The organism is Devosia sp. T2-14 (genome assembly GCF_055397495.1).
This window is the reverse complement of the sequence record NZ_AP027921.1, coordinates 623093-635463: the sequence shown is the minus strand read 5'-3', so window position 1 is coordinate 635463 and position 12371 is coordinate 623093. Positions and strand designations below refer to the sequence as shown.

The following is a 12371-nucleotide window of genomic DNA, read 5'->3' as shown; positions in this document are numbered from 1 at the left end:
TATGGGCATGGGTGTGAGCGCAGGCGGCAGCGGAGGCGGCGGTCGCCGCCGTCGCGGCCGCAAGAAGGCCGTGATGAGCGAAATCAACATCACGCCCATGGTGGACGTGATGCTGGTGCTGCTGATCATCTTCATGGTCGCCGCCCCGATGATGACGGCCGGCGTGCCGATCGACCTGCCCAGCTCCGCCGCGGCGGCCATGCCCAACCAGGCCAAGCCCGTCACCGTTGCTGTGACCCCGGAAGGCTCCGTCTTCATCGACGAGACCCCCGTGGCCGAGGCTGACCTCGTCAACCAGCTCAATGCGCTGGGCGTCAACGGCGCCGAGGAACGCATCTTCCTGCGCGGCGATACCAGCGCCAATTATGGTGCCGTCATGCGCGTCATGGGCCTGCTGTCGGCCGGAGGCTTTTCCAAGATCGGCCTCATCACCCAGCCGGAATCGTAGTCCAGTCCGATGCGTACCGGCGTAACCGTCTCGATCGTGGCCCACATCGCGGTACTGACCATCGGCCTCATCAATCTGGGGTTCGCCGAGCCATTGACGCCGGTTGTGGAGTCCATTGCCGTCGACCTGGTGCCGGTCGAGGAATATTCCAATATCCGCGCTGGCCAGCTGACCAGCGAGATCGTCGATACCAATACGCCCTCCATCGTCGAGGACAACAAGCCGGCCGAACTGGCCCAGCCCACCGGCAATACCGAGCAGGACCAGCTCAAGCCGTCGCCGGCCGATATTCCGACGCCCGCGCCGGTCACCAATACCGCGCCCCAGCCTGAATCGGTGCCCGAGCCCGAACCCGAACCGACGCCCGAGCCCACTCCGGAGCCGGCGCCCGCACCGACGCCCGAGCCGGTCGTTGCTCCGACCCCGGCCACGCGCCCGGCACCGGCGCCAACCCCCGAACCCGTGCCCGAACCGACACCGGAGCCCACTCCGGAGCCGACGCCAGAACCCACGCCCGCGCCGACCCCAGAGCCGGTGCCAACCCCGACGCCCACGCCCGAACCGGCTCCCGAGCCGGTCAAGCCGGCTGTTGCCGCGCCGGTCCCGGCCTCGCGCCCCAATAATCTTGAGCAGAAGCGCCAGCAGTTCGCCGCGGCCGAAGCCGAGCGCAAGAAGCGCGAGGAAGAAGAGCGCAAGCGCCAGGCCGCTGCCCAGCAGAAGCCGACGCCGACCCAGACCACGCGACCGCAGCCCAAGCCGCAGCAGGATGCGTCGCTGGCCGACGATATTTCTGCCATCATCAACAACGACAAGACCACCGGCGGCACCACCGGGCAGGGCGGTACGCCGACCCTGGGCGATACGACCGGCACGTCGGCCCGGCTCAGCCAGTCGGCGATCGATGGCCTCGTGGCCCGGATCAAGACCTGCTGGAACCTGATGCCGAGCGAAATCAACAGCGGCCTCAACGTGACCCTGCGGGTGACGATGAATCCGGACCGTTCGGTGGCCAATACCCAGGTTATCCAGGCACCGTCCTCGCCCGAAGGCGGTTCGGTGGCCCGGGCGGCGCAGCGCGCCGTGGCCGCTTGCGGCCCTTATGAAATGCTTTCGGCAGATGCCTATGACCAGTGGCGGCAGATCGAAGTGGAACTGCGGCCGTGACTTTGAATTGGCTTGTTAGTCGAGCACTATGGCTCGCGACGGCGAGAATGGAGAATTGACAATGACCCTGATGACCCGGCGCAATGCCCTCAAGCTTGGCCTGGCGGGCAGTGCCCTTCTGGCGGGCTCGTCCATGGCGATGGCGCAGCTGCGCATCGTGGTGGAAGGCGCCAATTTCCAGCCCCTGCCGATCGCCATTCCCGACTTTGCTTCGTCCGACCCCGCCTTTGGCAAGGAAATCGCCGATATCGTGCGCAATAACCTGCGCCGCTCGGGCCTGTTCCTGCCGCTCGATCCGGCTTCGCTGCCGATCAAGGTGGGCGACGTCAACAACAGCCCCGACTTCGCCACCTGGCGCACGGCCAATGTCGATGCGCTGGTGATGGGCGGCGTTGAACGCGGCGGCACCATTTCCTCGTCGGTGCGCGTATGGGACACCCAGCAGGCGGCCCAGGTGGTCGGCAAGAGCTACAATACCGATCCCAATTCGTCGCGCCGCGTGGCCCACATCATTTCCGACGCCATCTATGAAGCGCTGGCCGGCGGCACGGGCTATTTCGATACCCGCGTCATCTACTGCGCCGAGAGCGGCCCCAAGGCCAACCGCGTCCGCCGCCTCGCCATCATGGACCAGGATGGCGCCAACGTGCAGTACCTGACCGATGGCTCGACCATGGCGTTGACCCCGCGCTTCTCGCCCAATGGCGACATGGTCACCTACATGAACTTTGCCGATGGCAACCCGCAGGTCTATCTGCTGCAGCTCTCGACCGGCCGCCAGCAGCGCCTCGCCAATGTCGGCGCCATGACTTTCGCACCGCGCTTTTCGCCCGATGGCGGCACCGTGGCCTTCTCGGTGGAGCAGGGCGGCGCGACCAACATCTATGCCGTGGGCACCGGTGGCGGCCAGCCGCGCCAGCTGACGTCGGGCGCGGCCATCGATACCGGCCCGTCCTACTCGCCCGATGGCAGCCGCATCGTGTTCGAAAGCGATCGTGGCGGCTCGCCGCAGATCTACATGATGAGCTCGAGCGGGGGTAACGCCCAGCGCATCAGCTTCGGGCAGGGGCTCTACTCCACCCCGGTCTGGTCCCCCAAGGGCGACCTCATCGCCTTCACCCGTCAGGGCGGCGGCCAGTTCTCCATCGGCATCATGAATCCCGATGGCACCGGCGAGCGCATGCTCTATTCGAGCTACCACGCCGAAGGCCCCACCTGGGCGCCGAACGGCCGCGTCATCATGTTCTACCAGGATCCGGGCGGCAATGACGGCCCCAAGCTGATGAGCGTCGACATCTGGGGCCGCAACCTGCTCACCATCCCGACCGAAAGCTACGCTTCCGACCCGGCCTGGTCGGGCCTGCGCAGCTAAGGCTTCAAGCCGCCACAACGCGATGCCCACCCACCGGCGCTGCCCGCGGACTTGATCCGCGGGCCCCTCCCCACACTGCGCCATGCCAATTGGCCCGCGGATCAAGTCCCCGGGCAGCGCTTGCGTGCGCTGCGAGACTGGCGTTCCGTTACCTCACTTAACCTTAATGTGATCGCGCGATGCGATGTGGCAATCCGGCATCATCACAAAAAAGCCCGGATTCCTGCCACATTCAGGCCCGAATAGGCATTGATTAACCACGTCGGAAAACCCGGTCTTAAGACTAAGCGCGGTAAATCCGTTGCTTAAGATTGTTGCCTTTCAGGAGCTTCCCCGTGGTCATTGCCGCACCTTTCAACACCGCGTTGCGCGCCGCCGCGATGCTTCTCTTCGTCGCCGTCATTGCGGCCTGTTCGCGTACCCCCAATACTTTGCCCACCGGCGTGGGCAATGTTGGTCCGGGCGGCGGCGCGCCGGGCAGCCAGCAGGAATTCCTGGTTTCGGTTGGTGACCGCGTGTTCTTCACCACCGATTCGAGCAGCCTAACCCCCGAAGCCATGGCCACCCTCGACAAGCAGGCCGCCTGGCTCAACCAGTACCAGAACTACCGCATCATGATCGAAGGCCATGCCGACGAACGCGGCACCCGCGAATACAATATCGCCCTGGGCGCGCGTCGTTCCTCGATCGTGGTGAACTACCTGGTGTCAAAGGGCGTCAACCAGCAGCGCATCACCAGCCAGTCCTTCGGCAAGGAACGTCCGGTCGCGATCTGCAACGACATTTCCTGCTGGAGCCAGAACCGCCGCGCGGTGACTGTCGTCCAATAAACAATTGGGACTTTCCCTGCGGAAAGTCCCCGCAAATCCAGTGCGAACTGGAGGCAATAGCGCCCGGCATCCTGCAAATGGGGCCGGGCGCTTCTTTTTGACCAAAATTGCCCTTTATCGGCAAAGCTAACGGCACCACATTGGGGCCATTCGACGTGTGCGCTTGGAGGCGTGGTTTGAAACTGACAAGGATTACGAAGGGGAGCCGGACAGCCCTGTGCGCTGTGGCCGTGGCCCTTGGTTTCACAGTCCCCGGACTGTCGGCGCCGCAGCAGACCATTCTGCCGGGCGAATTGAGCGGGCTCACCCTCACCAATGCCGCGCCCGATCGCATTCGCGTGGCGCAGGCGCCCGATTCTGCCCAGCTGATGGTGCGCATCCAGCAGCTTGAAGAGCAGCTTCGCTCGCTCAATGGGCAGGTCGAAGGTCTCACCTTCCAACTGACGCAGATGCAGGAACTGATCAACCGCATGTCGGAAGACAACGAGTTCCGCTTCAACGCGCTGGAAGGCGGTGCTGGGGGAAAAAGTGATGCGGCAACCCAACCGGGCGGCGTGACGCAGCCCGAGGCGTTGCCGCAGGACCCCAATGCCGTACCCATGACCCAGATTCCCGAGCAGGGCGTGCAGCCCTTGCCCGGCGAGATCGAGTTCGATCCCACCTTCGACGATGGCAGCCTGCCTGCCGACGAGCTGGGCGAATCAAATGATCCGCTGGTGGGGACTGGGGCCAGGGGTGGTGTCGATCTCACCACCGGCAAGCCGCTTGATCTCTCCTTCACGCCCGGCGCCGTTCCGAGCGGCAATGCCGATGCCGACGCCCAGTTCGCAGCCGGGCAGCAGGCTTTGGCCAGCGGGGAGTACGAGTTCGCCGAGGATCAGTTCAGCCAGTTCATTGACCTCTATCCCACCAATCCCAATGCGGCAGCCGCCGCCAGCGGCTTGGGCGATGTGCTGATTCGGCGTCAGGCCTATACCGAGGCCGCCGAAGTGCTGCTCAATGCCTTCAAGGCCAACGAAACCGGACCGCTGGCGCCCGACCTGCTGCTCAAGCTGGGCGTGTCGCTGTCAGGTGCCGGTGAGCGGGAAACCGCCTGCCGCACCTTCAATGACATCGGCGCGCGCTTCGCCGGCCTGCCACAGGCTTTCATGACCCGGCTCAATGACGAGAAAATCCGGTCGCAGTGCCCGCCGGCATGATTTCTGGTCTCGAGGATGTCGTGGGCCTCAACGCCCTCTTTGCGGCGGTGGCGGGTGAACCTGCCATCGCCCTGGCAGTGTCAGGCGGGGCCGATAGCCTCGCGCTGATGCTGCTGGCGCAGCGCTGGGCCGCAGGCCTCGCCGAGCCGCCGAAACTCTTTGTCTATTCCGTCAATCACGGCCTGCGTCCCGAGGCGGAAGCGGAAGTCGCCTTCGTGCTCTCTGCCGCCGAGGCGCTTGGCCTGCCGGCCCGCGGCCTGGCCTGGTCGGGCATCAAGCCATTGACCGGCATCCAGGAAGCGGCCCGCGGCGCCCGCTATCGCCTGATGGGCGAAGCCATGGCCGCCGATGGCGCCACCGTGCTGCTCACCGCTCATCACCGGCAGGATCAGGCCGAAACCGTCTTGATGCGCATGGCTCATGGCAGCGGCCTGGAGGGTCTCAAGGGCATGACGGCCATGGCCGAGATCGAGGGCGTGCGCGTGCACCGGCCCCTGCTCGGCACCGATCCGGCGCTGCTGCGCAGCATCGTCGAGGCATCCGGGCTGACGGTCGCGGAAGATCCCTCCAACAGCGATCCTCACTACGAGCGGGTGCGCTGGCGTCAGGCCTTGCCTGACCTGGCGGCGCTTGGGCTCGATGTCTCCACCATCGCCGCCTTTGCCACCCGCATGGCCGATGCCGATGCCGCCATCGCGCAGATCGCCGAGGGCTGTTTTACCGAAATCGTGCGTTTCGATGGCTTTGGCGCCGCCCGCATCGAGCTCGCGCCCTTTGTCGAGCTCAGTCCCGCCATTTCCACCCGTCTGATGTCGCGCGTGCTGCGCAATGTCGGCGCCCGCCAGAAGCCGCGTGCCCTCGGGCAGGTCGAGCGCCTGCGCCAGGCCATTGTCGACGGCCTCACCAAGACCACCACTGTGCTGGGCTGCGTCGTGCGGCTCAAGGATGGGGCGATCGCCGTCGCCCGCGAGCCCGGCCGTGCGCTCCCGCCCGATGCCACCGTGCCGGCCCATGGCTCGCTGGTTTGGGACGAGCGCTTCCGCATCGTCAACAGCTCGGGCGAGGCCGGCCTCACCGCCAGCGTCGCCGATTACCTGCCGCGCCACCGTCTCGAAGAGTTTCTGGGCTTCAAAGTTACCGCCCCCGCCGAAGCCATCCGCACCGCCCCCATCGTCCGTGACGCCGAAGGCGGCGTGCTGTCACTAGGCGGCTGGTCGTTTGACGAACGCATCACGGTGACATTGCTGGTGGATTGATCGCCACGTCCTCTTGGCGAGTTCTCTCCACACCCACCGGGTCACCCCGGCCTTGAGCCGGGGCCCATCCCGAGGTCTCGTCGAACCCCACCCATCTCAGGATGGATCCCGGCTCAAGTCCGGGATGACACCGTGGGTATGCAGCCCCCCTTATCCCTCTTATCCCCGCCCACCGCGCCCTGTGCCAAACTCCGTCCATTCATCCGGGATACAGGCGGCGCTGCAGCGACCAGTGTCCGGATGGACAGTCGGGAGGGACGGAGGTCGCGCTCCGGCCGGGTTACGCGGAGAACTTGGGTGGGAGGCTACGGCTGAAATCCCAAGGCTTACGTTTCGCTCTCCAATAAATCCCCGACGCCCCGAGGCTGCTATCGCCTCATTTTTTTACTATCCAGAGGCGATGGCAGTCTCGGGGCTCCGCCTGTCTGCGACTGAGAAAACCGCATTGCAGGCGGCGCCTTTGCACGCGTGATGGAACGATCAAATCCCCACCGCGTATTAACCCAAACGCGACATTATGACTGGACTGGGAGTCAAAAGGACAGCACGGGTTGCCCTTGTAACGCCCCATTGCCGGACATACATTCGGCACACTTGCCGCGCCCACTGGGCTGTGGCTTCTCCGGGACAGGATTTGATGAACGGAAATTTCCGCAACTTCGCCATCTGGCTAGTTATACTCTTCATGCTGATGGGCCTGTTCCAGGTTTTCCAGTCATCGACGCGCTCGATTTCGGTCGCCGACAAGAGCTATAGCCAGTTCGTCTCCGATGTGGAGGCCGGCAGCGTAACCGGTGTCACCATCACCAATAACATCGTCAACGGCACGCTGCGCGACGGTACGCGTTTCGAGACCGTGCTGCCCGATGGCGCCGACGTGATCAATCGCCTTGAAGATAAGGGCGTCTCGATCACCGCACGCGCGCCTGAAGCCAGCCCCTTCTGGTCGATCCTGCTCAGCTCCTGGCTGCCCTTCATCGTCATCATCGGCGTGTGGTTCTTCTTCATCCGGCAGATGCAGGGTGGCGGCCGCGGCGGCGCGATGGGCTTTGGCAAGTCGCGCGCCAAGCTGCTGACCGAAACTCATGGCAAGGTGACGTTCGAAGACGTCGCCGGTGTGGATGAGGCCAAGCAGGACCTCGAGGAAATCGTTGAATTCCTGCGCGATCCCGGCAAGTTCCAGCGCTTGGGCGGCCGTATTCCGCGCGGTGTGCTGCTCGTTGGCCCTCCCGGTACCGGTAAGACCCTGCTGGCCCGTTCGGTCGCTGGCGAAGCCAACGTGCCCTTCTTCACCATTTCGGGTTCGGACTTCGTTGAAATGTTCGTCGGTGTCGGCGCCTCCCGCGTCCGCGACATGTTCGAGCAGGCTAAGAAGAACGCCCCCTGCATCATCTTCATCGACGAAATCGACGCCGTCGGCCGCCAGCGCGGTGCGGGCCTCGGCGGTGGTAACGACGAACGCGAACAGACCCTCAACCAGCTCCTCGTCGAGATGGACGGCTTTGAAGCCAATGAAGGCATCATCCTGATCGCCGCCACCAACCGTCCCGACGTGCTCGATCCCGCTCTGCTGCGTCCCGGCCGTTTCGACCGTCAGGTCGTCGTGCCGAACCCCGACGTTTCGGGCCGCGAGAAGGTGCTCAAGGTTCACGTCCGCAAGGTGCCGCTGGCTCCCGATGTGGATCTGAAGGTCCTGGCACGCGGCACCCCCGGTTTCTCGGGTGCCGATCTCATGAACCTCGTCAACGAAGCGGCTCTGATGGCGGCGCGACGCAACAAGCGCTTCGTCACCCACGCCGAGTTCGAAGACGCCAAGGACAAGATCATGATGGGCGCCGAGCGTCGCACCATGGCCATGTCCGAGGACGAGAAGAAGCTGACCGCCTATCATGAGGCTGGCCATGCCATCATCGCGCTCAAGGTTGCGGGCATCGACCCGATCCACAAGGCGACGATCATTCCGCGCGGCCGTGCGCTGGGCATGGTGATGACCCTGCCCGAGAGCGACAGCTATTCGTTCAGCCGTGAAAAGGCGCTGGCACGCCTGACCATGCTGTTCGGTGGCCGCGAGGCCGAGATCATCAAGTTCGGCCCGGAAAAGGTCACGAGCGGCGCGTCTGGCGATATCCAGATGGCCACCAGCCTTGCCCGCTCGATGGTGATGGAATGGGGCATGAGCGAAAAGCTCGGCCGTGTGCGCTACAAGTCCAATGACCAGGAAGTGTTCCTGGGCCATTCGGTCACCCAGTCGACCAATATGAGCGACGACACCGCCCGTATCATCGACCAGGAAGTGCGCAAGCTGATCGAGGACGGCGAGTCGTCGGCCCGCGAAATCCTCACCACCCACCACGACCAGTGGGAAGCCATCGCCCAGGCACTGCTCGAATTCGAGACGCTGACTGGTGATGAGCTGCGGGCCCTGATGGATGGCGTCCAGCCGGTTCGTCCGGATGACAATGGCCCTGCAACGCCCAAGGCAACGGGCGTTCCCTCGGCCGGCAAGGCGGGCAAGAACCGCCCCGATGCGCCGCCCGAAGGGCTTGAGCCTCAGCCCAACAACTAAAATCTCATGCAGGTTTTTGAAGGGTCGCTACCAAGCGGCCCTTTTTCTCGACCGCGAACTCCGTTATTTCGCTGAAAAGTGGTATTATCAAAAGCGGCCAGCGCTGCTGTTGAAGGCTGAGGGACAAGACACGATGGTACGCAAGTATTTTGGCACCGACGGCATCCGTGGCCTGGCCAATGGCGACAAGCTCACCCCCGATCTGGCGATGCGCGTCGGCATGGCGGCCGGCCATAAATTCGTGCGCGGCGAGCACCGCAATCGCGTCGTCATCGGCAAGGACACCCGCCGCTCGGGCTATATGCTCGAACAGGCGCTGACCGCCGGCTTCACCGCCGTCGGCATGGATGTCTATCTGCTCGGGCCGATGCCGACGCCCGCCGTCGCCATGCTGACCCGTTCTCTACGCGCCGATCTCGGCGTCATGATCTCGGCTTCGCACAATCCTTATGACGACAACGGCATCAAGCTGTTCCGTCCCGATGGCTACAAGCTCAGCGACGCCGTCGAAAAGGAAATCGAACGCCTGATCGACAGCGACATGTCCGACAAGCTGGCGCATGGCCGCGGCATCGGCCGGGCGCATCGCGACGAGGAAGCGCGCACTCGTTACATCGAATATGCCAAGCGCACCCTGCCGCGGAATATCGACCTCTCTGGCCTGCGCGTCGTGCTCGATTGCGCCAATGGCGCGGCCTACAAGGTCGCTCCGCTGGCCCTGTGGGAACTGGGCGCCGAGGTCTTCACCATTGGCGACAAGCCCGATGGCTTCAACATCAACGACAAGGTCGGCTCCACCGCCCCCGAGGCCGTTGCGGCCAAGGTCAAGGAAGTGCGCGCCGATATCGGCATCGCGCTCGATGGCGACGCTGACCGCGTCATCATCATCGATGAAAAGGGCGATGTGGTCGATGGCGACCAGTTCATGGCCGTCATCGCCCAGAGCTGGCTGGAGCGGGAAATGCTGGTCGGCGGCGGCATCGTCGCGACCGTCATGTCCAATCTGGGCCTCGAGCGCTATCTCACCTCGCTGGGCCTGACGCTGGAACGCACCCAGGTGGGCGACCGCTACGTGCTCGAAGCCATGCGCGAAAAGGGCTTCAATGTCGGCGGCGAGCAGTCCGGCCACATTATCCTGTCCGATTTCACCACGACGGGTGACGGCCTCGTGGCAGCGCTGCAGCTGCTGACCGTGCTCAAGCACCAGGACCGTCCGGTCTCGGAAATCTGCGCCCGCTTCACCAAGGTTCCCCAGCTGCTGCGCAGCGTAAAATTCACCTCGGGCAAGCCGCTCGAGCACAAGCAGGTCATCCAGGCGATTGCCGATGGCGAAGCCATGCTTGGCAGTGGCGGGCGGCTGGTGGTCCGGGCCTCGGGCACCGAGCCGGTCATTCGCGTCATGGGCGAGGCCGACGATGCGAGCCTGGTGTCAACCGTGGTGGCCCAGATCGAAGCGGCTATTCGCGAAGTCCCATAAACAACCTGGTCCAGCCGCCGGCATTGCTTCTGCAACAACCGGCGGCTTTACTATGCATTAACTATCCCCGCCTGGTTGCAGATTGTTAGGGTTAAGTCTTTAGGTTAAGCGTGCCTTAAGGAAATTGACGGATATTGGCCTCAAATCGACAGAAGTCGTGGCAACCAAAGGACGTCAATATGCGCAAGCTTATCGCTGCGATCACCGTGGCAGCCGCCACCCTCGTCGCAGGTCAGGCGATGGCCGCCGACATGCCCTATTACCCACCGGTCATCGAAATCCCTGATGTCGACTACGGCGTCGAGGGCTCGTTCTATCTGCGCGGCAGCGTTGCGGGCAACGCGCTGTGGTCCCGCGAAAATCAGTTCCTTTGCACTGGTTGCGGCGGCGGCACGATCGTCAAGGAACTCTCGACCGAACTGGGCTACGGCTACAGCGCCGGCCTGGGCTTCGGCTATGAATCGGGCACTGGCCTGCGCGCCGACCTGACCTTTGACTATCTCTACAACAGCGGTGCGGCCTACCGCGCCGGTGGCAACAAGCTCAACCTGCGCTCCACCATCGCGCTGGCCAACGTCTACTACGACTTCGGCCTGGGCAACTATGGCAACTCGATCGGCGGCGGCTTCGGCGCCTATGTCGGTGCAGGCCTTGGCGGCGCCTACAACTGGATCGAAAGCCGTGGTCCGTTCACCGGCTATGATCCCGATGGCGGTTCCTGGTCGCCGGCCGGCGCTCTCATGACCGGCGTGACCTATGACATGGGCAGCATTGTCGCCGATCTCGGCTACCGCATGATCTACATGCCGCAGTTCACCAACGGCACCTTTGCCCAAGGCACGCCTCAGGGCCCGTACTATCTCAACGATAACCTGATCCACGAAGTGCGCGGCACGGTCCGTTACCGCTTCAACTGATCGGGTGCCAGCGGGGACGCCACGCCCCGCCTGATAACCCACACTGAATCGGCGTCCTTCGGGGCGCCGATTTCGTTATTCCCCGGCCCCCTGCGAAGGGGTTAGGCTCTCCCCAGAGACTCGGGGAGAGAACTGCATGAAGGTTTTGGTGATCGGCGCAGCCGGCATGGTTGGCCGCAAGCTGGTGACGGCGCTGGTTCAGGCGGGAGAGGTTGGGGGCAGGACCATAACCGGGCTCACCCTCGCCGATGTGGTGGCCCCGCCCGAATATGTGACGCAAATCCCGATCAAGCGCCTTGCGGTCGATCTCTCCTCGCCCGAAGTTGCCGGGCATCTGGTGGCTGGCCGTCCCGACCTGATCTTTCATCTGGCCGCCATCGTCTCGGGTGAGGCGGAGGCCGATTTCGAGAAGGGCTACCGGATCAATCTCGACGGCACGCGCTATCTGCTCGAAGCCATCCGTTATGCTGGTGTCGCCGAACCCTACCGGCCGCGCCTGGTTTTCACCTCGTCCATCGCTGTCTATGGCGAGCCCCTGCCGGCGGTGATCGGCGACAGCCAGGAACATACCCCGCTCACCAGTTACGGGACTCAGAAGGCCATTTGCGAGCTGTTGCTGGCCGACTATTCCCGCCGCGGCTTCGTTGATGGCGTGGGCATTCGCCTGCCCACCATCGCCGTGCGTCCGGGCAAACCCAACAAGGCGGCCTCGGGCTTCTTCTCCGGTATCATCCGCGAGCCGCTGGCCGGCAAGGAGGCCCTGCTGCCAGTGGCTGATACGGTGCGGCACTGGTTTGCCAGCCCTCGCGCTGCGGTCGGCTTCCTGCTGCATGCGGCGGCCATGGATACGAGCCTGCTGGGCAATCAGCGCAACCTGACCATGCCGGGTCTTGCCGCAACTGTTGGCGAGCAGATCGCCGCCCTGGAGCGGGTCGCCGGGTCGAAAGCCGTGGCACTGATCCGCCGTCAGCCTGACGAAATCATCGCCGGGATCGTCGCCGGTTGGCCGCAGGCCTTCGAGGCCGGCCGCGCCAGGGCGCTCGGCTTTGTCGGCGAGAGCAGCTTCGACGAGATCATCCGCATCCACATCGCGGACGAATTGGACGGCACCAAAAAGAAGGGGGCCCGCTAGGGCCCCTTCC

At 64.3% G+C, this 12371-nt stretch carries 10 protein-coding genes; all 10 read left to right on the top strand.

The window, feature by feature from the left end:
* The first annotated feature begins 1 nt into the window (after position 1).
* The 10 genes from tolR (at position 2) to denD (ending at position 12361) form a co-directional block, all read left to right on the top strand.
* Positions 2 to 448, top strand: a complete 447-nt coding sequence (gene tolR / locus ACZ5WT_RS03065; protein ID WP_464285923.1) for a protein TolR — start codon at positions 2 to 4, stop codon at positions 446 to 448.
* Positions 449 to 457: 9 nt separating this feature from the next.
* Positions 458 to 1612: a hypothetical protein gene (locus tag ACZ5WT_RS03060; RefSeq protein WP_464285922.1), complete on the top strand. Its 1155-nt coding sequence runs from the start codon at positions 458 to 460 to the stop codon at positions 1610 to 1612.
* 55 nt (positions 1613 to 1667) lie between these two features.
* Entirely contained in the window at positions 1668 to 2984 is a 1317-nt protein-coding gene (tolB, locus tag ACZ5WT_RS03055) for a Tol-Pal system beta propeller repeat protein TolB (RefSeq protein WP_464285921.1), read from the top strand.
* 380 nt (positions 2985 to 3364) lie between these two features.
* Positions 3365 to 3814, top strand: coding sequence for a peptidoglycan-associated lipoprotein Pal (pal, locus tag ACZ5WT_RS03050; protein WP_464287143.1), 450 nt, complete (start codon positions 3365 to 3367; stop codon positions 3812 to 3814).
* 230 nt (positions 3815 to 4044) lie between these two features.
* Positions 4045 to 5013, top strand: a complete 969-nt coding sequence (locus ACZ5WT_RS03045; protein ID WP_464285920.1) for a tol-pal system YbgF family protein — start codon at positions 4045 to 4047, stop codon at positions 5011 to 5013.
* On the top strand, positions 5010 to 6269 hold the full coding sequence (gene tilS / locus ACZ5WT_RS03040; RefSeq protein WP_464285919.1) for a tRNA lysidine(34) synthetase TilS: 1260 nt from the start codon (positions 5010 to 5012) through the stop codon (positions 6267 to 6269). The genes ACZ5WT_RS03045 and tilS overlap by 4 nt, the downstream gene beginning before the upstream one ends.
* Before the next feature lie 637 nt (positions 6270 to 6906).
* Entirely contained in the window at positions 6907 to 8835 is a 1929-nt protein-coding gene (gene ftsH, locus ACZ5WT_RS03035) for an ATP-dependent zinc metalloprotease FtsH (protein WP_464285918.1), read from the top strand.
* A 133-nt stretch (positions 8836 to 8968) separates the two neighbouring features.
* Positions 8969 to 10312: a phosphoglucosamine mutase gene (gene glmM, locus ACZ5WT_RS03030; RefSeq protein WP_464285917.1), complete on the top strand. Its 1344-nt coding sequence runs from the start codon at positions 8969 to 8971 to the stop codon at positions 10310 to 10312.
* Positions 10313 to 10491: 179 nt separating this feature from the next.
* Positions 10492 to 11229, top strand: coding sequence for an outer membrane protein (locus tag ACZ5WT_RS03025; protein WP_464285916.1), 738 nt, complete (start codon positions 10492 to 10494; stop codon positions 11227 to 11229).
* A 136-nt stretch (positions 11230 to 11365) separates the two neighbouring features.
* The gene (denD, locus tag ACZ5WT_RS03020; protein WP_464285915.1) at positions 11366 to 12361 is read left to right on the top strand and encodes a D-erythronate dehydrogenase; all 996 of its coding nucleotides are present in this window, start codon (positions 11366 to 11368) and stop codon (positions 12359 to 12361) included.
* The last annotated feature ends 10 nt before the right edge of the window (positions 12362 to 12371 follow it).

Coding starts and splice junctions, on each gene's coding strand:
- tolR (WP_464285923.1), top strand. CDS start 2: ATGGGCATGGGTGTGAGCGCAGGCGGCAGCGGAGGCGGCGGTCGCCGC.
- ACZ5WT_RS03060 (WP_464285922.1), top strand. CDS start 458: ATGCGTACCGGCGTAACCGTCTCGATCGTGGCCCACATCGCGGTACTG.
- pal (WP_464287143.1), top strand. CDS start 3,365: ATGCTTCTCTTCGTCGCCGTCATTGCGGCCTGTTCGCGTACCCCCAAT.
- tilS (WP_464285919.1), top strand. CDS start 5,010: ATGATTTCTGGTCTCGAGGATGTCGTGGGCCTCAACGCCCTCTTTGCG.
- ftsH (WP_464285918.1), top strand. CDS start 6,907: ATGAACGGAAATTTCCGCAACTTCGCCATCTGGCTAGTTATACTCTTC.
- glmM (WP_464285917.1), top strand. CDS start 8,969: ATGGTACGCAAGTATTTTGGCACCGACGGCATCCGTGGCCTGGCCAAT.
- ACZ5WT_RS03025 (WP_464285916.1), top strand. CDS start 10,492: ATGCGCAAGCTTATCGCTGCGATCACCGTGGCAGCCGCCACCCTCGTC.
- denD (WP_464285915.1), top strand. CDS start 11,366: ATGAAGGTTTTGGTGATCGGCGCAGCCGGCATGGTTGGCCGCAAGCTG.